The sequence below is a fragment of the Mesorhizobium sp. CNPSo 4670 genome (assembly GCF_057784235.1).
The window spans coordinates 193,463-214,183 of the sequence record NZ_JBWJFQ010000010.1; the positions used below are offsets into that span (position 1 = coordinate 193,463).

20 protein-coding genes are annotated in these 20,721 nt (G+C 63.0%); 18 read left to right on the forward strand and 2 right to left on the reverse strand.

Annotation, left to right across the window (positions count from 1 at the left end; all coding sequences use genetic code 11):
• Positions 1 to 114 precede the first annotated feature (114 nt).
• Complete coding sequence (locus AC0ZT5_RS18570) at positions 115 to 1,017, reverse strand: GntR family transcriptional regulator (protein WP_477285567.1); 903 nt, start codon at positions 1,015 to 1,017, stop codon at positions 115 to 117.
• Positions 1,018 to 1,245: 228 nt separating this feature from the next.
• Between AC0ZT5_RS18570 and AC0ZT5_RS18575 the strand changes: the two genes are divergently transcribed.
• From AC0ZT5_RS18575 to AC0ZT5_RS18600, 6 genes are all read left to right on the forward strand, one after another.
• Positions 1,246 to 2,751, forward strand: a complete 1,506-nt coding sequence (locus AC0ZT5_RS18575) for a UxaA family hydrolase (protein ID WP_184877016.1) — start codon at positions 1,246 to 1,248, stop codon at positions 2,749 to 2,751.
• 121 nt (positions 2,752 to 2,872) lie between these two features.
• Positions 2,873 to 3,871 (forward strand): aldo/keto reductase, encoded by a 999-nt coding sequence (locus AC0ZT5_RS18580; RefSeq protein ID WP_488497596.1) that lies wholly within the window; start codon positions 2,873 to 2,875, stop codon positions 3,869 to 3,871.
• Between the two features lie 336 nt (positions 3,872 to 4,207).
• Complete coding sequence (locus AC0ZT5_RS18585; protein WP_488497597.1) at positions 4,208 to 5,200, forward strand: substrate-binding domain-containing protein; 993 nt, start codon at positions 4,208 to 4,210, stop codon at positions 5,198 to 5,200.
• A gap of 159 nt (positions 5,201 to 5,359) precedes the next feature.
• A complete protein-coding gene (locus AC0ZT5_RS18590; protein ID WP_477285559.1) occupies positions 5,360 to 6,913 on the forward strand; it encodes a sugar ABC transporter ATP-binding protein in 1,554 nt (517 codons plus the stop codon).
• Positions 6,910 to 7,878: an ABC transporter permease gene (locus tag AC0ZT5_RS18595; RefSeq protein WP_488497598.1), complete on the forward strand. Its 969-nt coding sequence runs from the start codon at positions 6,910 to 6,912 to the stop codon at positions 7,876 to 7,878. Before AC0ZT5_RS18590 ends, AC0ZT5_RS18595 begins: the two co-directional genes overlap by 4 nt.
• Positions 7,879 to 7,952: 74 nt before the next feature.
• A complete protein-coding gene (locus tag AC0ZT5_RS18600; RefSeq protein ID WP_488497599.1) occupies positions 7,953 to 8,969 on the forward strand; it encodes a zinc-binding alcohol dehydrogenase family protein in 1,017 nt (338 codons plus the stop codon).
• Positions 8,970 to 9,072: 103 nt separating this feature from the next.
• Here the strand turns inward: AC0ZT5_RS18600 and phnF are convergent, their stop codons facing one another.
• Positions 9,073 to 9,822 (reverse strand): phosphonate metabolism transcriptional regulator PhnF, encoded by a 750-nt coding sequence (gene phnF, locus AC0ZT5_RS18605; RefSeq protein WP_488497600.1) that lies wholly within the window; start codon positions 9,820 to 9,822, stop codon positions 9,073 to 9,075.
• A 122-nt stretch (positions 9,823 to 9,944) separates the two neighbouring features.
• Here phnF and phnG point away from each other — a divergent pair, with 122 nt between their 5' ends.
• The 12 genes from phnG to phnE (AC0ZT5_RS18665) all read left to right on the forward strand — a co-directional run bounded on the left by phnG (position 9,945) and on the right by phnE (AC0ZT5_RS18665) (position 20,720).
• Positions 9,945 to 10,406 carry a phosphonate C-P lyase system protein PhnG gene (phnG, locus tag AC0ZT5_RS18610; protein ID WP_488497601.1) on the forward strand — a complete coding sequence of 154 codons (462 nt, stop codon included), beginning with the start codon at positions 9,945 to 9,947 and terminating at the stop codon, positions 10,404 to 10,406.
• On the forward strand, positions 10,406 to 11,017 hold the full coding sequence (gene phnH / locus AC0ZT5_RS18615; RefSeq protein WP_488497602.1) for a phosphonate C-P lyase system protein PhnH: 612 nt from the start codon (positions 10,406 to 10,408) through the stop codon (positions 11,015 to 11,017). The genes phnG and phnH overlap by 1 nt, the downstream gene beginning before the upstream one ends.
• 1 nt (position 11,018) lies before the next feature.
• A complete protein-coding gene (locus AC0ZT5_RS18620; protein ID WP_488497603.1) occupies positions 11,019 to 12,131 on the forward strand; it encodes a carbon-phosphorus lyase complex subunit in 1,113 nt (370 codons plus the stop codon).
• A 256-nt stretch (positions 12,132 to 12,387) separates the two neighbouring features.
• Entirely contained in the window at positions 12,388 to 13,305 is a 918-nt protein-coding gene (locus AC0ZT5_RS18625) for an alpha-D-ribose 1-methylphosphonate 5-phosphate C-P-lyase PhnJ (RefSeq protein WP_488497604.1), read from the forward strand.
• Positions 13,302 to 14,078, forward strand: coding sequence for a phosphonate C-P lyase system protein PhnK (gene phnK / locus AC0ZT5_RS18630; RefSeq protein ID WP_488497605.1), 777 nt, complete (start codon positions 13,302 to 13,304; stop codon positions 14,076 to 14,078). The genes AC0ZT5_RS18625 and phnK overlap by 4 nt, the downstream gene beginning before the upstream one ends.
• A 3-nt stretch (positions 14,079 to 14,081) precedes the next feature.
• The gene (gene phnL / locus AC0ZT5_RS18635) at positions 14,082 to 14,789 is read left to right on the forward strand and encodes a phosphonate C-P lyase system protein PhnL (protein ID WP_488497606.1); all 708 of its coding nucleotides are present in this window, start codon (positions 14,082 to 14,084) and stop codon (positions 14,787 to 14,789) included.
• Positions 14,786 to 15,403 (forward strand): DapH/DapD/GlmU-related protein, encoded by a 618-nt coding sequence (locus AC0ZT5_RS18640; RefSeq protein ID WP_488497607.1) that lies wholly within the window; start codon positions 14,786 to 14,788, stop codon positions 15,401 to 15,403. Before phnL ends, AC0ZT5_RS18640 begins: the two co-directional genes overlap by 4 nt.
• A gap of 85 nt (positions 15,404 to 15,488) precedes the next feature.
• Positions 15,489 to 16,199, forward strand: coding sequence for a DUF1868 domain-containing protein (locus AC0ZT5_RS18645; RefSeq protein ID WP_488497608.1), 711 nt, complete (start codon positions 15,489 to 15,491; stop codon positions 16,197 to 16,199).
• Between the two features lie 133 nt (positions 16,200 to 16,332).
• Positions 16,333 to 17,181: a phosphonate ABC transporter ATP-binding protein gene (gene phnC, locus AC0ZT5_RS18650; RefSeq protein ID WP_488497609.1), complete on the forward strand. Its 849-nt coding sequence runs from the start codon at positions 16,333 to 16,335 to the stop codon at positions 17,179 to 17,181.
• Between the two features lie 148 nt (positions 17,182 to 17,329).
• Positions 17,330 to 18,238: a phosphonate ABC transporter substrate-binding protein gene (phnD, locus tag AC0ZT5_RS18655; protein WP_488497610.1), complete on the forward strand. Its 909-nt coding sequence runs from the start codon at positions 17,330 to 17,332 to the stop codon at positions 18,236 to 18,238.
• A 54-nt stretch (positions 18,239 to 18,292) separates the two neighbouring features.
• Positions 18,293 to 19,249, forward strand: coding sequence for a phosphonate ABC transporter, permease protein PhnE (gene phnE, locus AC0ZT5_RS18660; protein ID WP_488497611.1), 957 nt, complete (start codon positions 18,293 to 18,295; stop codon positions 19,247 to 19,249).
• A gap of 103 nt (positions 19,250 to 19,352) precedes the next feature.
• Positions 19,353 to 20,720 carry a phosphonate ABC transporter, permease protein PhnE gene (gene phnE, locus AC0ZT5_RS18665; protein ID WP_488497612.1) on the forward strand — a complete coding sequence of 456 codons (1,368 nt, stop codon included), beginning with the start codon at positions 19,353 to 19,355 and terminating at the stop codon, positions 20,718 to 20,720.
• Position 20,721 lies beyond the last annotated feature (1 nt).

Consider the following 20,721-nt stretch of genomic DNA (forward strand, 5'->3'; position numbering starts at 1 on the left):
GTTTCTCCCGGCCGTTCAAACGATCTGCCTCATCGAGCAATCACCGGAGCGATACCTATCACGGGAGGGGCAGGTCGAAAATCGGCAAATTCGATGCTGCGGCAACGCGGCATATCAGGATTTCAGTGGCGGCCGGCTCTCCGGGATAGAGGTCAGCAATGTCTGGCGCGCCGACTTCAGGTGCTTGCGACAGGCGGCGTCGACCTTGCCGAGGTCGCGCGATTTGAGCGCCGCGATATAGGCGAGATGCTCACCGATCGCGACCTCGTTGCGCTCGCGCTCCTGCGCCTTGTTCCATTGGTAGTGATAGTGGAAGATCATGGCGATGACGTCGTAGAAATCGACGATGAAGCGGTTGTGCGACGCCCGGTGGATGAGCCGATGGAGGCGCTCGTCCAGCTCCGAGAATTCGTTGAAGCGGGTGGCGATTTCGCTTGCCAGCAAGCGATGCTCGTCCTCCAGGCGGTCGAGATCGGTCCAGACCGCGCTGTCCTGCGGCAGAGCGGCGAAGGCTGCCGCCGAGCGCAGTTCAAACATTTCGCGGATTTCGGTCAGTTCCAGCGCGAAGGCACGGGTGAAGCCCTTCAGCACCCAATGGCTGTTGCGGCGCTTCTCTATCAGGCCGAAGCGGGAGAAGCGGATCAGGAACTCGCGCACGCTGGTGGTGCCGACGCCGATCTCGCGCGCCAGTTCGAGCTCGTTGATCTGCATGCCGGCCTCGGCGCCGCCGGCGAGCAACCGTCGCATGAACGACCGCTCGATGATTTCGGCGAGCGTATCGGTCTCCTCCTCGGGGAAGAAATCATCGGGACGCGGTTCGCGCAGCACCGTCTTGGCGCGCTTGTTCCAGGCGATCAGCCCGGTCTCTTCCATGCGCGCCAGGATGGTGCGGACGGTCGTCCGGCTGACGCCAAGCAACGTACCCAGTTCCGGCTCCGAAGGCAGGCTGCGTGTTTCATCGAGCAGCCTGAGGCACCTGTTGTAGGCATCCTTGTAGACGTTGTTGCTCTTCGACATCCCTGACCCGTTGCACGCCGTCGCTTGCGGCTGCTGGCTTGAAGCGCAATATGACGTTCCCATGACCCCTGAAAAGCGAAATCGCTTTTCGGAACACCCAAGACATGCGGAACTCCCCAGCGAAAAAACAATTGACGCAAAACTGTTTTTTCACGATAAAAGACATTATCTTTTAACAGGCGCGTGTCAATCCGCCCGCGCATCCCAGGATCACCCAGGAAACCGCCCGTGAACGCCTCCAACAGCATTCTTCTGTCTCCCGCCGACAATGTCGCCGTCGCTAACGGCCGCATCGAGATCGGCACCACGCTGCCGGGCGGTGCAGTCGCCGCTGCTCTGATCGAGCCCGGCCACAAGGTGGCGATCAAGCCGATCGCCGCCGGCGAGGCCGTGGTGAAATACGCCCAGGCAATCGGCCGCGCGACACAGGACATCGCGCCGGGCGAGCACGTTCATTCGCACAATCTGGTTTTCGAATCCGGCCGTTTGCCGGTGGTGCCGCCGAGCGAGGCCGAGCACGCGACGGAGGCCGACCGCACCCGGACCTTCATGGGCTATCGCCGCGCCGATGGTCGTGCGGGTACGCGCAACTTCATCGGCATCATCGCCAGTGTCAATTGCTCGGCTACTGTTTGCCATGCCATCGCCGACCAAGCCAACCGGACCCTGCTACCGAAATATCCCGGCATCGACGGTTTCGTCCCGATCGTCCACGGCCAGGGCTGCGGCATGAGCGGCACCGGCGACGGCATGATGGTGCTGCATCGCACGCTCGCCGGCTATGCCCGCCATCCCAATTTCGGCGGCGTGCTGATGGTCGGGCTCGGCTGCGAGGTCAATCAGCTCACGCTCTATGGCCAGAAGGGCGCCGCCGCCGGCAAGCGCCACTTCAACATCCAGGACGCCGGTGGCTCGCGCAAATCGGTCGAAAAGGCGATGCTGGTGCTGGCCGAGATCGCAGAGGAAGTCGGCCAGTTGAAGCGTGAGCCGATCCCGGTCAGTGAGATCGTGGTCGGCCTGCAATGCGGCGGCTCCGACGGCATGTCCGGCATTACGGCCAATCCGGCGCTGGGCGCAGCCGTCGACATCCTGGCCGGCGTCGGCGGCATCGGCATCCTTTCCGAGACAACCGAGATCTATGGTGCCGAGCACCTGCTTGCCTATCGCGCGGCAACACCGGAGATCGCGCAGAAGCTCGACGGTTTCGTCAAGTGGTGGGAGGATCACGTCGCCAAGCATGGCGCCTCGATCGACAACAACCCCTCGCCCGGCAACAAGCGCGGCGGCCTCACCACCATCCTGGAGAAGTCGCTGGGCGCGGTCGCCAAGGGCGGCCAGACGCCGCTCAACGGCGTCTTCGGCTATGCCGAAAAGGTCACCGGCAACGGACTGGTGTTCATGGACACGCCAGGCTACGACCCGGTCTCGGCCACCGGACAGGTGGCGGGCGGGGCCAATGTCATCGTCTTCACCACCGGCCGCGGCTCGTGCTTCGGCTGCCGGCCGACGCCATCGATCAAGGTCGCCAGCAACTCGACTATGTATCACACCATGGAAGAGGATATGGACGTCAACTGCGGCGTCATCGCCTCGGGCGAGAAAACCATCGCCGGCATGGGCCGCGAGATCTTCGAACTGATCGTCGAGACGGCTTCCGGCCGCAAGACCAAGAGCGAGGATTTCGGCTATGGCGACAACGAGTTCGTGCCTTGGCATCTTGGTGCAACGCTCTAACCCGTTGTTTTTGCGTAATTCCGGACGGAAGCCGTTACACATTTTTCCTGGAATTGCTCTGGATTGAACTGATATCTGAAGGCTGCCAACCGGATACGGTCGGCAGCAGGGAGGTTTTCGCATGAACAAGCGCCGCATCGGACAGACCGCGCTCGAGGTCACCGAGATCAGCTTTGGCGGCGCCGCGATCGGCGGCCTCTACCGCGCCTGTTCGCGCGAGTCGGCGATGGAGACGCTGCAAGGTGCCTGGGAGGCCGGCCTGCGTTATTTCGACACCGCACCCTTCTACGGTTTCGGCCTGTCGGAACGCCGCTTCGGCGACTTCCTGCGCTACAAGCCGCGCGATTCCTATGTGTTGTCGACCAAGGTTGGCCGCCTGTTCCGTCCCGTTCCGGACGACCGTGTTCCCGATCACTCCTATGTCGATCCGCTGCCGTTCGCGCTGGACTACGACTATTCCTATGACGGCATCATGCGTTCGGTCGATTTCAGCTATGCGCGGCTTGGCCTCAACAAGATCGACATCTTGTTCGTCCACGACATCGGTGCCTATACGCATGGCGTCGAGAAAACCAAACTGCATTTTCGCGAGTTCATGGACGGCGGCCTCAAGGCACTCGAAGAGCTGAAGCGTTCCGGCGTCATTTCCGCCTATGGGCTCGGCGTCAACGAAGTCCAGATCTGCCTCGATGTGATACGTCGCGCGCCACTTGATTGCATCCTGCTCGCCAGCCGCTATTCCTTGCTCGACCGCAGCGCCGAAGCGGAACTGCTGCCATTGTGCAGGGCACAACAGACGTCACTGGTCATCGGCGGCGTGTTCAACTCCGGCATCCTGGCGACCGGGCCTGTGCAAGGCGCACATTTCGACTACCTGCCCGCCAACCACGATGTGCTGGACCGCGTCGGTGCGATGGAAAGGATCGCCACCGAGGGTGGCTATCCGCTGGCCGCTGCCGCATTCCAGTTCCCCTTGCATGAACCTGCGGTCGCCACGGTGCTGACCGGCACCGCCAAGCTGGCAAACCTGACCCGCAACCTCGAATTGCTCGACGTCGACGTGCCCGAGACGGAATACGCCAGATACCGGCCCTATACGCTGGTGCAGGAGCTGGCGTGAAGCCCCCATCCACCCACCGTGAGAGGTGACCTGGGCTTCACATTCCTGCGATCCCATGAAAGAATGAACATTCCATATTGACTAACGAGTGGAATTAATATTCCATGACTTCACGGAACGGAACGGGAGCGTTTGACGGCGGCAAGGGAGGAGTGGCGCGGTTATTTCCCCCTGCCAGACCTCGGCAGGGTTGATGCGAAACACCGCTTGCATCGGACAGGTCGATGCACTATCAAAACACTGTAAATGTTTTTTATTGATAAAGTTCTGTTTGGGCCACGCCTATCCGGACGGAGCTTCCGTAACGTTCACCGGGCGACTTAGGGAGGATTCCTAATGAAATTCGTAACCAGCATTCTCAACCGCCGCGCCGTGATGACGCTGGCAGCAGCCTCGATGCTCGCCGGCGTCATGCATTCGGTGCCGGCTTCGGCGGCGGACGTGACCATTCCGATCATCGTCAAGGACACCACGTCCTTCTACTGGCAGATCGTTCTGGCCGGCGCCCGCAAGGCCGGCAAGGACCTGGGCGTCAACGTACCGGAACTCGGCGCCCAGGCTGAAACCGACGTCAACGGCCAGATCTCGATCCTCGAGAATGCCGTCGCCGGCAACCCGGCCGCCGTCGTCATCGCGCCGACCGAAGCCAAGGCGCTTGGCAAGCCGATCGACGAAGCCGCTGCCAAGGTCAAGGTTATCGGCATCGACTCCGGCGCGGACTCCAAGGCCTTCACCTCGTTCCTGACCACCGACAACGTGCAGGGCGGCCGCGTCGCTGCGGACGGTCTTGCAGCAGCCATCGGCGAAGCCAATGGCGGTAAGGTCGAGGGCAAGGTCGCGTTGATCACAGCACTTCCCGGTGCCGGCTCGCTGGAACAGCGCGCCCAGGGCTTCAAGGAACAGCTCAAGGCAAAATATCCGGGCCTCGAGCTCGTCGCCGACAAATATGCCGACGGCCAGGCCACCACCGGCCTCAACATCGCCACCGACCTGATCACCGCCAATCCGGACCTGAAGGGCATCTTCGCCTCCAACCTGATCATGGCGCAGGGCGTCGGCCAGGCGATCGCCGAGAACAAACTTGCCGGCAAGGTCGGGCTGATCGGATTCGACAGCGACGAGAAGCTGATCAAGTTCCTCAATGACGGCGTCATTTCCGGCCTCGTCGTCCAGGACCCGTACCGGATGGGCTATGACGGCATCAAGACGGCGCTCGCCGCCTCGAAGGGCGAGAAGGTCGAGGCCAATGTCGACACCGGCGCCAACCTCGTCACCAAGGCCAACATGAAAGAGCCGAAGATCGACGCGCTGCTCAACCCGAAGCTCTGAGCCGCCGTATCCAAATCGTTTCCGGGGCCTCGCGCCCCGGAAACATCCACTGCCGGCACAAACGGCTTGGCAATCCACAAGCTTGAGCTAGGCTGCCTTTCGAGGCGTATCCTTGCCTCGCAGCGTGCCAAATCGTGAGGCCAATCTGGGAGGATTGTCATGACGTCGACGGCGCAGGAACTGCATCCGGCACCCGTGCTGGAACCAGGGCGGACCATCCTCGAATTGCGCGGGTTGGAGAAGCGCTATCCCGGCACCCACGCCCTGAAGCCGGTCAACCTCGCTTTCAAGTCCGGCGAGATCCACGCCATCGTCGGCGAGAACGGCGCCGGTAAATCGACGCTCATCAAGCTTCTCACCGGCGTCATGCCGCGCACCTCCGGAGAGGTGATCTGGGAGGGCCAGCCGGCAGCCTTGGCGACACCGCATGAGGCGATGGCACTCGGCATCAATGCCGTGCACCAGGAGGTCGTGCTCTGCCGTCACCTGACGGTGGCAGCCAACATGTTCCTCGGCGAGGAGAATTCGCGCTTCGGCATCCTGCAGCAACGCGCCATGGTCAAGGAAGCGCAGAAGATCATCGACGATCTCGGCTTCGATCTGCCGGCGCATGTCACGCTCGGCGACCTCACCATCGGCCAGCAGCAGCTGATCGCCGCCGCCCGCGCCACCGTGCGCGGCACCAAATTCCTGATCTTCGACGAGCCGACCGCCTACCTGACCCGCAAGGAGGCCGACCAGCTCTTCACCCTGATCCGCCGACTGAAGGGCGAGGGCGTGACGATCATCTACATCAGCCACCGCATGGAGGAAGTGTTCGAGCTGGCTGACCGTGTTTCCGTACTGCGCGACGGCACGCTGGTCGGCACCCGCAACATCGCCGAGACCAACGACGCGGAGCTGGTCAAGATGATGATCAACCGCTCGATCGAACAGATCTACCACAAGGAACATTTCACACCGGGCGCGGCGATCCTCGAATCCAGGAACCTTTCCGGCAAAGGCTTCGAGAATGTATCGATGACGGTCCGAGCCGGCGAAATCGTCGGGCTCTACGGCCTGATCGGCGCCGGACGCAGCGAGTTCGTCACCACGCTTTACGGCCGCCACCGCAAATCGGCCGGCCAGATCCTGTGGGAAGGCAAGCCGGTCCAGATCAACTCGGAGCATGACGCGATCAAGCTTGGCATGGCGCTGGCGCCGGAAAGCCGTCGCGATCAGGGTCTCTGCCTCAACCTTTCGGTCGGCCTCAATCTCAATCTGCCGATCTACAAGCGCATCTCGAACAATCTGCTGATCTCCAATGCGCAGGAAAGGACCCAGGCCGACCGCCAGATCGCCGATCTCAGGATCAAGACGCCGACGCGCAGTGCACTGGCGTCCAGCCTGTCAGGTGGCAACCAGCAGAAGATCGTCATCGGCAAATGGCTGGCCCACGGCGCCAGGCTGTTCATTTTCGACGAGCCGACGGTCGGCGTCGACGTCGGCACCAAGGCCGAGATCTACCGCCTGTTCAGCGTATTGTTGTCGAAGGGAGCCGGCATCATCCTGATCTCGTCCTACCTGCCCGAGGTCTACGAATTGGCCGACACGCTGCACGTATTCCGCCGCGGCAAACTGGTGGCCACGCACGGGTTCCGCACCGCCGACCACGAGGAAATTCTCACACAGGCGCTCGCCGAGAAACAAGAAAAGCTGGGAGAACAGATATGAGCACCGAGGCGATTCCTGCCGAAAAACCGAAGCGCAACTACAATGCCCTGTTCGGGCTGACGCTGCTGGCGCTGCTGGTGCTGCTGTGGGTCATCCTGTCACTGTCGACATCAAGCTTTGCTTCGGCCAACAACATCTCGAACCTGCTGCGCCAGGGCTCGATGATCGCCATCCTGGCCGTCGGCCAGACCTTCGTCATCATCACCGGCGGCATCGATCTTTCGGTCGGCGCCGTGGTTGGCTTCGCCACCGTCATAGCCGCGATGCTGATCAATGCCGGCGTCCCGGTCTTCCTCGCCATCCTCATCACCTTGCTGGTCGGCGTCGCCATTGGCCTGTTCCATGGCTTCGGCATCGTCAAGATGGGGCTGCCGCCCTTCATCATCACGCTGGCAACGCTGACGTCGTTGCGCGGCATCGGTCTTTTGATGACCAACGGCAATTCGATCTCGATCAACAACGATGCCTTTCAGGAGTTCTCGCGCAACTCCTTCCTCGGCGTCCCCAACCTGTTCTGGATGGTGATCCTGGTCGGCATTCCGGCCTACATCTTCCTCCATCACAGCCGTTGGGGCCGGTATTTGTTCTCGGTCGGCTCCAATGCCGAGGCCTCGCGCCTGTCCGGCGTCAATGTCCAGCGAACCATCTACATGGCTTACACGCTGTCGGGTCTCTGCGCGGCATTCGTCGGCGTGTTGCTGGCCTCACGCATCGGCATCGGCAACCCGACCCAAGCCGAGGGTTGGGAACTGCAAGCGATCGCGTCGTCGGTGATCGGCGGCACCTCGCTGTTCGGCGCGGTCGGCTCGGTGCACGGGCCGCTGCTCGGCGCCTTCATTCTGGCCACCATCAACAACGGCGCCAATCTCTTGAACGTCAACGCCTTCTGGCAGCGCATCATCACCGGCGCGCTGATCATCATCATCGTCTATTTCGACGGGCTGCGACGCCGCGGTAGCAAGTGACAATAATTTGAGATCGATCGCCGGCCCTGTCGCGAAAATGGGCCGGCGATTTTCATGACAAACTGGATTGAAGCATGAAAGCCGTCGTCTGCCGCTCGCCTGCTGAGCTTGTCCTGGAAGACCGTCCGGCGCCGAGCGCGCCACCCCCTGGCTGGGCGCTGGTGGCTGTCAGCCATGTCGGCATCTGCGGCACCGACTATCATATCTACGAAGGCAAGCACCCATTCCTCGCCTATCCCCGCATCATGGGCCATGAGGTGTCGGGAACGATCGTCGAGACCGGCGAAGGCGTTGAACTTTCCGCTGGCGAGCCGGTGGTCATCAATCCCTATCTTTCCTGCGGCAAGTGCATCGCCTGCCGGCACGGCAAGCCGAATTGCTGCGTCAGGATCGAGGTGCTCGGCGTCCATCGCGACGGCGCCATGTGCGAACGGATTCTGGTGCCGGCACGAAATCTCTATCCGGCAAACGGCCTGTCGCTGGCCGACGCCGCCGCTGTCGAGTTCCTGGCCATCGGCGCGCATGCTGTGCGGCGCGCAAGCGCCGATCCCGGCGCCCGCACGCTGGTCATCGGCGCCGGTCCGATCGGGCTCGGCACGGCCATCTTCGCCGGCATCGCCGGGCTTGACGTGACGCTGCTCGACATGAGCAGCGAAAGGCTTGCCTTTGCCGCCAACGAGCTCGGCTTCCAGACCCTCGACGGTTCGCGCGGCGCGGTGTCCGATCTGGTCGGGCAAGCGACCGCTGGCGAAGGCTTCGATGTGGTCTTCGACGCCACCGGAAACACCCAGTCGGTGCAGTCGGCCTTCGCCCATGTCGCGCATGGCGGAACGCTGGTGCTGGTCAGCGTCGTCAAGGACGACATCACCTTCTCCGATCCGGAATTCCACAAGCGCGAGATGACCCTGATCGGCAGTCGCAATGCGTTGCGCGCCGACTTCGACCACGTCGCCGCCTCGATCCGCAACGGCGCCGTGCCATTGGCCAAGCTCGTCACCCACCGCACCACGCTGGCCGGCACGCCACATGATCTCGCGCGCTGGGCACACGAGAAATCCGGTCTGATCAAGGCTGTGATAGAAGTCCGATGAGTGCAATTCCAGTAAAAGTGTGAAGCGGTTTTTCCCAGGAAAAGCGCTTAGCGCCTTCCCTAGGGAACTGCGTTCGACAATCTAGGCAACCGGCGGTGTCGGCTCACAACGCCGACAATTTGAGTTCGACCCGCTCGGCCGGGAACCGAGACTCGGAAAACTGGATCGGCTGGCCGTCGGGCGTGACGTTGACGGCGACCGTGACCAGCACGATTGCGCCGGGCTGCAGGTCGAGGTCGGCAAGGTCGGCGGCATCGGCATGGCGCGCCGACAGCATGGTCGATTGCCTGAGATAATCATCTATGCCGAAACGCGCCAGCGATGCGGTGATCGAGCCGGTCTCCGCCATGGCGGCATCAATGCCGGCAAAGCGCCTCGCCTCGAACCAGCCGGCAGCACGCGACACCGGGCGGCCATCGGCTTCGCCGCGTGTTTCCAGCCGGATCACGTTTGTCCCCCTGGCTAGGCCCAGCCCCTCGGCGACGCGCCGGCTGGCCGGCTCCACCGACGAGGCAAGCAGGACAATATGCCGTTCCGACGCCTGCCCTTGCAGGCCTGCCGAAAACCGTGTTCGCGCGCCGATCGGATAGGACAGCCGCTTGCGCGACAGCACGAAGGTGCCGCGTCCCTGTTCGGCCCGCAGCACCCCTTCCTGCACAAGGGCTGCTATGGCACTGCGCACCGTGTGACGGTTGACGCCATAGCGCTCGGCCAGCGCAACCTCCGGCGGCAGCGCTGCATTCTCGGCGAAATCGCCGATGGCGATCGCATGCAGGATCTTGTCGGCGATCTGCCGCCACAGCGAGACACCACTCCGCCGCTCAATGCTGTCCGCTGCCAGCTGCCCGACCATTTTAATTGTCCCAGCCTCCCATTGCTTGTCATCCACCCGTCATGGACTCGCGCTAGATAATAGGTATAATTTGTATAATTGTCTATATCAGTAGACAAATTTAGACAAGAGGATTATTGCTCATGCGAGGACAGGAAGCCCGCAACCAAGCCGAGCGCAAGGCCGCCATGGCAACACTGGCACAATCCAGCGGCGATGACGTCGTCCGGCTCTGGAACGCGTCCGGACTGCCCTCGGAAGCTGAGCTGCTGCGCGGACCGGAAACCGGCCTGGTCACCGTGCGCGGCCGCATCGGCGGTGGCGGCTCCCCCTTCAATGTCGGTGAGACAACCGTTACCCGCGCCACAGTCAGGCTCCCGACCGGACAGGTCGGCCATTGCTATGCGCTTGGCCGTGACAAGCAGAAGGCGAGGCTGGCGGCCATCGCCGACGCGCTGTGGCAGGACCCGGCGCGTCGCGCCGAGGTCGAGACCGTGCTTATTGCGCCTCTGCGATCGGCTCTGGCCACCGCGCATGAACGGCGCCGCGCCGAGACGGCGGCAACGAAGGTGGATTTCTTCACCATGGTTCGCGGAGAAGACTGATGGACATCGCAGCGCAATCGATCGAGGGCGGTTTTGCCGATCCGGTCTTTAACGCCCAGACCGTGTTTCGCGCCGTCATGGACGCGATGGCGCGGCCGGGCAGCGTGCAACCCCTGCCCGCCTTCGCCCGCCCGCCGGTTCCGCTTTCAGCGACCGCCGGCGCCGTAGCCCTGGCGCTTTGCGACAACGACACCCCGCTCTGGCTCGACCCGGCTTTGCAGGCCTCTACCGCGATCAAATCCTGGCTTGGTTTCCACACCGGTGCGCCTTTGGCCAACACGCCGGCCGATGCGCATTTCGCTTTGATCGCCACGCCGGCCGAGATGATGGCGCTCGACGGTTTTTCGCAAGGTACCCAGGATTATCCCGACCGCTCCACCACGCTGATCCTGCAAGTCAGTGATCTCGTTTCCGGCGCCCCGCTGCTGCTCGAAGGCCCCGGCATCGAAACCAGTGCCACGATCGCGCCGGCGCAGATGCCGCGTCATTTCGTCGAGCAGTGGAAGCAGAATATCAAGCGCTTTCCGCGTGGCGTCGACATCATCCTCGCCACATTGGATGGCGTCGCCTGTCTGCCGCGCACAACGCGCATCAAGACGATGGGGGCCTGAGATGTATGTCGCGGTAAAAGGTGGCGAGGCGGCCATTGCCAACGCCCACAGCCTGCTCGCCGACCGCCGGCGCGGCGACCGTTCGGTGCCCGCCCTTCGGCTCGACCAGATCGTCGAACAGTTGGCGCTTGGCGTCGACCGGGTGATGAGCGAAGGCTCGCTCTACGACCGCGAGCTGGCGGCGCTCGCCATCGTCCAGGCGCGCGGCGACCTGATCGAGGCGATCTTCCTGGTGCGCGCCTACCGCACCACGTTGCCGCGCTTCGGCTATTCCAAGGCGATCGACACCGCCACCATGCTGGTCGAGCGGCGCGTTTCGGCGACCTACAAGGACCTGCCCGGCGGCCAGTTGCTCGGCCCGACCTTCGACTACACGCACCGGCTACTCGACCCCGAGCTTGCCGGCGGCGGCGATGTCGCCAAGCCGCTGCAGCGCGAGACCGAAGCGCAAGCCATGCCCCGCGTTTCTGCGATCCTTGCTCGCGAGGGCCTGATCGAGCCGGATGGCGAGATGCTGCAGGACCATGTCCCCGGCGACATCACCCGCGAGCCGCTGGAATTCCCGATGGCGCGCGATATCCGCCTGCAGGCGCTGTCACGCGGCGATGAGGGCTTCTTGCTGGCGCTCGGCTATTCCACGCAGCGCGGCTATGCCCGTAACCATCCCTTCGTCGGCGAGATCCGCATCGGCGAGGTCGAGCTGGAACTGGATGTTCCCGAACTCCCGTTCGCCGTGCCGCTCGGCACGGTGCGGGTCACCGAATGCCAGATGGTCAACCAGTTCAAGGGCTCGGCCAAGGCGCCGCCGCAATTCACCCGCGGCTACGGCCTGGTCTTCGGCCAGAGCGAACGCAAGGCGATGGCGATGGCGCTCTGCGATCGGGCATTGCGCGCTTCGGAACTCGGCGAAGATGTCGTCGCCGCCGCGCAGGACGAGGAGTTCGTCATCTCGCATTCCGACAATGTCCAGGCGACCGGCTTCGTCGAGCACCTGAAGCTCCCGCACTATGTCGACTTCCAGGCCGAACTCGACCTCGTGCGCCGCATGCGCGCCGAATATGACGCCCGCGAAAACCCGGTGAAGGCGGACGACAAGAGGGAGGCCGCGGAATGACCTTAGCTGCTCCCGCCATCGTGGGAATGGCCGCCACCATAGTCTCCGCCGTAGCCACTGCTACCGGCAACGGTCTCGCCTGTCGCACCTTCCTTCGGTGCGGGCAGAACCATGCGTCGAAGGAAAAAGAAGACGGCGCCAACAAATACCAGCAGCAGAATTCCCAAATGCGTCCATCCGGCAGAGGTCATCAGGGTTCGTCCCGTTTCCCGTGTCCTGGAAGTCAATTCAATAGAACAATTCAGGTCTGATCGCCATGACCGACATCGCCACCTACAACTTTGCCTACCTCGACGAACAGACCAAGCGGATGATCCGCCGAGCGATCCTCAAGGGCATCGCCATCCCCGGCTATCAGGTGCCGTTCGCTTCGCGCGAGATGCCGATGCCCTATGGCTGGGGCACCGGTGGGGTCCAGGTCACCGCCTCGATCATCGGTCCCGACGATGTCCTGAAAGTCATCGACCAGGGCGCCGACGACACCACCAACGCGGTCTCGATCCGCGCCTTCTTCAAGAAGGTCGCCAACGTCGCGGTGACGACAGATACCGCGAGCGCCACCATCATCCAGACCCGCCACCGCATCCCCGAGCATCCGCTGACGGCAGGCCAGGTGCTGGTCTACCAGGTGCCGATTCCCGAACCCTTGCGCTTCCTCGAGCCGCGCGAGACCGAAACGCGGAAAATGCATGCGCTGGAGGAATACGGCCTGATGCATGTGAAGCTCTACGAGGACATCGCCAGGCACGGCCGCATCGCCACCACCTACGCCTATCCGGTCAAAGTCGAGGGTCGCTATGTGATGGACCCGTCGCCGACGCCAAAATTCGACAATCCCAAGATGCACCGCTCGCCGGCCTTGCAGCTGTTTGGCGCTGGCCGCGAAAAGCGCATCTATGCCGTGCCGCCCTTCACCGAAGTGGTCAGCCTCGACTTCGAGGACCATCCGTTCGAGGTGCAGACCTTCGACCAGCCTTGTGCGCTGTGCGCGGCCGAGAATGTCTATCTCGACGAAGTCATCCTCGACGACCATGGCGGCCACATGTTCGTCTGCTCCGACACCGATCACTGCGAGAAGCGGCGTGAAGAGGGCCATCGCGGCCATCTCGCCCCGGAAACCCATCTTGCTCCAGAAACCCATCCTGCCCCAGGAAACATGGAGCCGGCGCAATGACCGACGAACCGCTGCTGCGCGTCTCGGCGCTGTCCAAATTCTACGGCTCGCGCGTCGGCTGCGACAACGTCTCCTTCGACCTGTGGCCCGGCGAAGTTCTGGCGGTGGTCGGCGAGTCCGGCTCCGGCAAGACGACGCTGCTCAACTGCCTGTCGACACGGCTGCTTCCGAGCTCCGGCACCGCCAGCTACCGCATGCGCGACGGCCAGTTCCGTGAACTCTACCGGATGAGCGAGGCCGAGCGCCGCTTCCTGATGCGCACCGACTGGGGTTTTGTCCATCAGAACCCCGCCGACGGCCTGCGCATGACCGTGTCGGCCGGCGCCAATGTCGGCGAGCGGCTGATGGCGGTCGGCGACCGCCACTATGGCAAGATCCGCACTACAGCCGTCGACTGGTTGTCGCGCGTCGAGATCGACGAGGACCGCATCGACGACGAGCCGCGCGCCTTTTCCGGCGGCATGCGCCAGCGCCTGCAGATCGCCCGCAACCTCGTCACCGGGCCGCGGCTGGTGTTCATGGATGAGCCGACGGGCGGCCTCGACGTCTCGGTGCAGGCACGCCTGCTCGACCTGCTGCGCGGCCTGGTCACCGACCTTGGTCTCGCCGCAATCGTCGTCACCCACGACCTCGCCGTGGCGCGTCTTCTGTCGCAGCGCATGATGGTGATGAAGGATGGCCGCGTCGTCGAAAGCGGTCTCACCGACCGCGTACTCGATGACCCGCGCGCACCCTACACCCAGCTTCTCGTTTCCTCGATACTTCAGGTGTAACCCATGCCGACGCCCCTCGTTGTCTCCGACGTCGCCAAGAGCTTCACCATGCATCTGCGCGACGGCATCAAATTGCCTGTCGTTGCCGGTGTCTCGTTCTCGATCAGGGCTGGTGAATGCACGGTGCTCGGCGGCCCGTCCGGTGCCGGCAAGAGCTCGATCCTGAAGATGCTCTACGGCAACTACGCCGTCGACGAGGGCCAGATCATCGTCAAGCACGATGACGGGCTGATCGATCTCGCCACCGCCAGTCCGCGCACCGTGCTTGCCATACGCCGGCAAACGATCGGCTATGTCAGCCAGTTCCTGCGCACCGTGCCGCGCGTCTCCGCGCTGGACGTCGTCGCCGAACCGCTGGTCGAGCGCGGCGAGGACCGCGAGAACGCGCGCGGCAAGGCACGCGCCTTGCTGGCGCAGCTCAACCTGCCGGAAAAACTCTGGGCGTTGCCGCCGGCAACCTTCTCCGGCGGCGAGCAACAGCGCGTCAACATCGCGCGCGGCTTCATCACCGAGCACCCTATCCTGCTCCTCGACGAACCGACCGCCTCGCTCGATGCCAGGAACCGCGACGTGGTGATCGAACTCATCGCCACCAAGAAAGCCGCGGGCGTCGCCCTGCTCGGCATCTTCCACGACCACGACGTGCGTGAGGCGGTCGCCGACCGCATTATCGACGTCACCGCATTCGCGCCCGGAAAAATCGCCGCATGACGAAAAAACTGTCGGAGACGCCGCTGGTCCACCCGACGGCGGACGTACAGAACTCGACGCTTGGCCGCTGGACCGAGATCGCCGACCGAAGCCGCGTTTCCGAGAGCATCCTCGGCGACTATTCCTACATGATGCAGGACTGCGCCGTCTGGTGCGCGACGATCGGCAAGTTTTCCAACATTGCAGCCAGCGTGCGCATCAACGCCACCAACCACCCGACATGGCGGCCGACGCTGCACCATTTCACCTACCGCGCCTCGGATTATTGGGACGACGCCGAGCACGAGAGCGAGTTCTTCGCCCAGCGCCGCGCCAAGCGGGTTACCATCGGCCACGACACCTGGCTCGGCCACGGCTCGACCATCCTGCCCGGCGTCACCGTCGGCGATGGCGCCGCGGTCGGTGCCGGGGCCGTCGTGTCGAAGGATGTTGCGCCCTACACCATCGTCGGTGGCGTGCCGGCCAGACCGATCCGCGAGCGTTTCGACCGCCGCACCGCCGAACGCTACCAGGCGCTCGCCTGGTGGGACTGGGACCATGCCAAGCTGCGGACAGCACTGGATGATTTCCGGGAACTGTCAGCCGAAGCCTTTCTGGAAAAATATGGCGGATAGGCCATCACATCATTGTCATGGGTGAGCCTGTTTCATATCCCTGACACATCGCCGGGGCAGGACGCCATCTGCCCTGGAGATCGCAATGCTTGTTTCTGTCAGACCCTCGCTCGCCGGATTCTTTGCCGGCTCCAATCCGAAGCCACCCGTTCATCTCGGCACGCGCTACGACATGTCGGGCAATTTCCTGATCGAGCCCGGCAACACGGTCGTCAGCCATCTCGTCAGCGGTTCGCCCTCCGAGGCCGTGGTGCTTGCGGTGCGCGACCGGATGCTGGCGATGCCCGATGCCGACCGGCTGGCCTTCACCCCCGTCTCCAGCCTGCACATGACGCTGTTCCAGGGCATCATCGAATATCGCCGCCGGTTGCCCTACTGGCCGCATGACGTGCCGCTCGACACCAGCATCGACGCGATGACCCGCCTCTACCTGGAGCGGCTGAAGGGTTTCAAGGGCTTCGGCCCGTTCAACATCAAGGTGGTCGAAATTGTACCGACCGGCCTCACCGTTGCCGGTGCGACCGACGAGGACGTGCGCATCATGGCCGCCTGGCGCGATGCCTTGGCGGTGCCGTTCGGCTACCGGCATCCCGACCATGACAGCTACGTCTTCCACATCACCTTCGCCTATCAGATCCAGCGTCTTGCGGATGACAGGGCGGCCGCATGGCAGCAACTGTTCGATGACTCTCTCGCGCTTTTTACGCGGCAGGCTCCGGTGATCGAGATCAAGGCGCCGGCCTTCTGCAGCTTCAGGGACATGGAGCATTTCGAGGAGTTGCAGGTGCTCGGCTGATCGACACCCGCAGGCGCCGACGTCGCGCCTGTGGGCAGTAACAAAACTGACATCAATCCGACACCGCAGGTTCATGGCGCTGCGCTAGCGAAGTCCTTAACAGACCTTCAACGCGACTGGACTGGAAACGACCATGTCAGCCACGCTCGAAATCCGCGGCGTCACCCGACGATTTGGCAAGAACACCGCCGTCAGCGATATCAACATCTCGATCCCGCAGGGTCAGATGATTGGCATTATCGGCCGTTCGGGTGCTGGCAAATCAACCCTTCTTCGCATGATCAACCGTCTCATCGATCCCAGCCAGGGATCGATTTTTTTTGACGGCGCCGAGGTCTCCCAGCTGCGCGGTTCGCCACTCCGGCGCTGGCAGCGCGACTGCGCCATGATCTTCCAGCAGTTCAACCTGGTGCCGCGCCTCGACGTGCTGACCAATGTGCTGCTCGGCAAGCTGAACCACCGTTCGACCATGTCGAACCTGCTCGGTATGTTTTCCCGCGCCGAGTGCGCCGAGGCGGTCGCCGCACTCGAGCGGCTCGACATCGCCCGCACCGCGATGCAGCCTGCCGGCACGTTGTCGGGCGGCCAGCAACAGCGCGTCGCCATTGCCCGCGCCATGATGCAGCAGCCCAAGGTGATCCTCGCCGACGAGCCGATCGCTTCGCTCGACCCGCTCAACGCCAAGGTGGTGATGGATTCGCTGCAGGACATCAATCTGCGCGAAGGCATCACCGTCGTCACCAATCTGCACACGCTGGACACTGCCCGCGCCTACTGCAACCGCATCATCGGCATGGCCGCCGGCAAGGTCGTCTTCGACGGTCCGCCGGAAGAGCTCAACCGCGAGGCCGTCCGTCTCGTTTATGGCGCCGACAGCAATGGCGGCGAAATCTCCGAGGCCATCACCTCGACCAGCATCGCCTACAAGCAAAAGATCACCGCATCCGCCGGACCGCTCGAGCCCGCATTCCCGGGATATTGAGTCCATGATCCCGAAAAGTGGAAACCGGTTTTCGGGAAAGATCATGGGTCAAGAAAGAGCGACCTGGATCGCCAGCCCGCGTCAAGGGCACCTGTCAGAATTACCAACGCTACCGGCGCGGGGCCGGAACCCACAGGAGAGATATCCAATGTTCAGGAAGATGGTATTTAGCGCCGTTTCGGTGCTCGCCATGGCGACCAGCATGGCCCACGCCGCCGATATGAAGGAATTCCGCGTCGGCATCCTTGGCGGCGAGAACGAAACCGACCGGCTGCGCAACTACCAGTGCCTGGCCGACCATCTGAAGGCCGAATTCGGCTTCGAGAAGGTCTCGCTGTTCCCCGCCGCCGACTATGACGGCGTCATCCAGGGCCTGCTCGGCGGCACCCTCGACTTCGCCGAACTCGGCGCTTCCGGCTATGCCAGCGTCGCTCTCAAGGACCCGAAGGCGGTCACCCCGATCCTCACCACCCAGCAGACCGACGGCGCCACCGGCTATTATTCGATCGGCCTGGCGCTGAAGTCTTCCGGCATCACCGACATCAAGTCGGCCAAGGGCAAGAAGCTCGGCTACGCCGACCCGGATTCGACCTCCGGCTATCTGATCCCACTGACCCAGATTCCGAAGGACACCGGCGCTTCGAACGAGACCTTCTTCGCTTCGACGCAGTTCAATGGCGGCCACGAGAACAACGTCCTGGCCGTGCGTGACGGCAAGGTCGACGTCGCGGTGGACGATTCCTCGGGCATCGGCGATTTCAAGAACGGCTACACCTCCGGCACCTTCCACAAGGAAGTCGCCAAGGGCGCCGTCGACCCCAACGACTTCGTCGAAGTCTGGCGCTCGGGCCTGATCCCGAACGGCCCGCTGGTCGTGCGCACGGCGCTCGGCGACGAGATGACCGCCAAGCTGACCGCGTTCTTCACAGCCCTTCCGGCTAAGGACAAGGCTTGCTTCGAGGGCGTCGAAGGCGGCGATTTCACCGGCTACGTTCCGGTGAAGGCGGACTTCTACAACGTCATCGTCGAAGCCCGTAAGGCAGCCATCGGCGGCTAACGGCGAAATCAGAAGGGCGGTGTTGAAAGCACCGCCCTTTCTGTTTGTCCGATCATGACCCTTTCCGTGACAGCCCCTTCCCGCGCCACCCATCAGATGGCCGATGCCTGGCGACGCCAGATATCGCTGCGCCGGCTCTATACGGTGCTCGGCGTCGGTTTGCTGCTTGCCGCGATGTTTGCGAGCATGTGGTTCGCCGACGAAGCCAATGCCGGGCACTTCTTCGACCGGCTGCCGCACATTCTGGATTTCCTGAGCTGGCTGATCCCCAAGGATTGGAACGACGTCTGGCGGGCGCTGTTCGACATTGACTCGCCGCATGACACCGGCACCCAGGAATTCAACTTTCCGCTCGGCCGCGTCTATGTCTGGGGCGGTTTTTATATCCCTGAATATTTCGAGCTCATGCTGACCACGGTGAACGTGGCCCTGGTCTCGACCTTTATCGGCTTCATCTTCGCCGTGCCGTTTTCCTTCATCGCCGCGCGCAATCTGACGCCGCATCCGGTGCTGAGGCTCGTCGTCAAGCGCTTCATGGAGCTGCTGCGCGCCTTTCCGGAGATCGTCATTGCCGGCCTCTTCGCCGCCATCGTCTCGACCGGTCCGATCGCCGCCATCATCGCCATCGGCCTGCATTCGATCGGCGCGCTCGGCAAGCTGTTCTATGAGATCAACGAGAACATCGACATGCGCGCCGAGGAAGGCCTGAGGGCGGTCGGCGCCAACTGGTTCGAGCGGGTGCGCTTTGCCGACCTGCCGCAGGTGCTGCCCAACTTCATGTCCTACACGCTGCTCCGCGTCGAGATCAATGTGCGCGCCTCGACCATCATCGGCGCCGTCGGCGGTGGGGGCATCGGCGAGGAATTGAAACTCTCGATCTCACGCGGCTTCGGCGCCAAGACACTGGCGCTGGTGCTGCTCTTGTTCACGACCATCTTCATCATCGACCAGTTCTCGGCCTGGCTGCGCCGCAAGCTGGTCGGCGAACAAGCCTTCCTGATGGGTGCTTAGCCATGATCCCGAAAAGTGGAATCCGATTTTCGGAAAAGATCATGGCAAAACCAAAAGATAGAGCCCCATCCCGGTTCTATCGGGATGGATCAGGCTCTTGATCATGGCGACGATGACCGCCGACGAAATTCGGTCGATCGAGGAGCGCTACCCGCAAGTGTTCCGGCGGCCGCTGTACAAGCGCTTTGCCCCGCTGTTCCTGTTCGTCGGCATCGTGCTCTACCTCATCTATGCCTTGTGGTTCTTCAGCCTGCCGCAAGTGCTGCGGGAATCGCACTGGGAACGCCTGCCGCTCTTCCTGTCGCAGTGGGTCAGCTACGACCTGCAGCCCGAGTTCCGCCTCGACCAGCCCGAGATCACGCCGAAATACCCGCGCTTTTCCGCGCTTGGCGAGAACCCGAATCCAGACTGGGTCATCAAGAACGCGGACGGCACGTTTAGCGTCCTGATCGACGGCCCGGGCAAATCCGTCACCTTCGACAAGAGCAAGGCGACGATCGTGGCCAATGGCGAGACGGTGCCGGTGTCGCTGACCGGCGGCAAGCCGGTGATCTCGGGCCCGGTGCCAGACTGGATCACCGCGCATGACGACGAAGTGGTGGCCAAGATGGGCTTCGCCGGCGAAGTGCGTGTCACCGTCGACCGCGTCAAGGTCCGCAAGCGCTTCCTCGGCTGGGCGAATTTCGTCTTCGACACGCGCTCGCCCTTCTTCGGCAAGTCGGCCAGTGAAGTGGTCTCGCTGATCGTGTCCGGCCCCGAACTCAAGCCGGGCACCTCGAACCTTGCGCTGGCGGGAGACAACATCTGGAACAACGCCCAGTGGCAGCACGGCGACGTCTGGACGAAGTTGTTGCAGACCATCGTCATGGCCTTTCTCGGCACCCTGCTCGGTGGCATCGTCGCCTTCCCGCTTGCCTTCTTCGCCGCCCGCAACATCACGCCGAACGGACTGCTCAGCCAGGTGCTCAAGCGTTTCTTCGACTTCATGCGTTCGGTCGACATGCTGATCTGGGCGCTGTTCTTCACCCGCGCCTTCGGCCCCGGCCCGCTGGCCGGCAGTGCCGCGATCTTCTTCACCGAGATCGGCACGCTGGGCAAAACCTATTCGGAAAGCCTCGAGAACATCGACGACAAACCGCGCGAGGGCATCAAGTCGACAGGCGCCAACGGCTTGCTGGTGCAGCGCTATGGCGTGATGCCTGAAGTGATTCCGGTCTTCATCAGCCAGACGCTCTACCAGTGGGAATCCAATACCCGCGGCGCCACCATCATCGGCGCCGTCGGCGCTGGCGGCATCGGCCTGAAATTGTGGGAAGCAATGCGCACCAACTCCAACTGGGCCAACGTCTTCTACATGGTGCTGCTGACGCTGGCCGTCGTGTTCATCTTCGACAACATATCCAACTTCCTGCGCCGCCGGCTGAGCCGGACCATCCACGACTACAACAGGATCCAAGCCGAGCAAAATTAGC

Bases quoted from the DNA above. Each gene is read 5' to 3' on its own strand.
- AC0ZT5_RS18570 (WP_477285567.1), bottom strand. From the start codon at position 1,017: ATGTCGAAGAGCAACAACGTCTACAAGGATGCCTACAACAGGTGCCTC.
- AC0ZT5_RS18580 (WP_488497596.1), top strand. From the start codon at position 2,873: ATGAACAAGCGCCGCATCGGACAGACCGCGCTCGAGGTCACCGAGATC.
- AC0ZT5_RS18585 (WP_488497597.1), top strand. From the start codon at position 4,208: ATGAAATTCGTAACCAGCATTCTCAACCGCCGCGCCGTGATGACGCTG.
- AC0ZT5_RS18590 (WP_477285559.1), top strand. From the start codon at position 5,360: ATGACGTCGACGGCGCAGGAACTGCATCCGGCACCCGTGCTGGAACCA.
- AC0ZT5_RS18595 (WP_488497598.1), top strand. From the start codon at position 6,910: ATGAGCACCGAGGCGATTCCTGCCGAAAAACCGAAGCGCAACTACAAT.
- AC0ZT5_RS18600 (WP_488497599.1), top strand. From the start codon at position 7,953: ATGAAAGCCGTCGTCTGCCGCTCGCCTGCTGAGCTTGTCCTGGAAGAC.
- phnF (WP_488497600.1), bottom strand. From the start codon at position 9,822: ATGGTCGGGCAGCTGGCAGCGGACAGCATTGAGCGGCGGAGTGGTGTC.
- phnG (WP_488497601.1), top strand. From the start codon at position 9,945: ATGCGAGGACAGGAAGCCCGCAACCAAGCCGAGCGCAAGGCCGCCATG.
- phnH (WP_488497602.1), top strand. From the start codon at position 10,406: ATGGACATCGCAGCGCAATCGATCGAGGGCGGTTTTGCCGATCCGGTC.
- AC0ZT5_RS18620 (WP_488497603.1), top strand. From the start codon at position 11,019: ATGTATGTCGCGGTAAAAGGTGGCGAGGCGGCCATTGCCAACGCCCAC.
- AC0ZT5_RS18625 (WP_488497604.1), top strand. From the start codon at position 12,388: ATGACCGACATCGCCACCTACAACTTTGCCTACCTCGACGAACAGACC.
- phnK (WP_488497605.1), top strand. From the start codon at position 13,302: ATGACCGACGAACCGCTGCTGCGCGTCTCGGCGCTGTCCAAATTCTAC.
- phnL (WP_488497606.1), top strand. From the start codon at position 14,082: ATGCCGACGCCCCTCGTTGTCTCCGACGTCGCCAAGAGCTTCACCATG.
- AC0ZT5_RS18640 (WP_488497607.1), top strand. From the start codon at position 14,786: ATGACGAAAAAACTGTCGGAGACGCCGCTGGTCCACCCGACGGCGGAC.
- AC0ZT5_RS18645 (WP_488497608.1), top strand. From the start codon at position 15,489: ATGCTTGTTTCTGTCAGACCCTCGCTCGCCGGATTCTTTGCCGGCTCC.
- phnC (WP_488497609.1), top strand. From the start codon at position 16,333: ATGTCAGCCACGCTCGAAATCCGCGGCGTCACCCGACGATTTGGCAAG.
- phnD (WP_488497610.1), top strand. From the start codon at position 17,330: ATGTTCAGGAAGATGGTATTTAGCGCCGTTTCGGTGCTCGCCATGGCG.
- phnE (WP_488497611.1), top strand. From the start codon at position 18,293: ATGACCCTTTCCGTGACAGCCCCTTCCCGCGCCACCCATCAGATGGCC.
- phnE (WP_488497612.1), top strand. From the start codon at position 19,353: ATGGCGACGATGACCGCCGACGAAATTCGGTCGATCGAGGAGCGCTAC.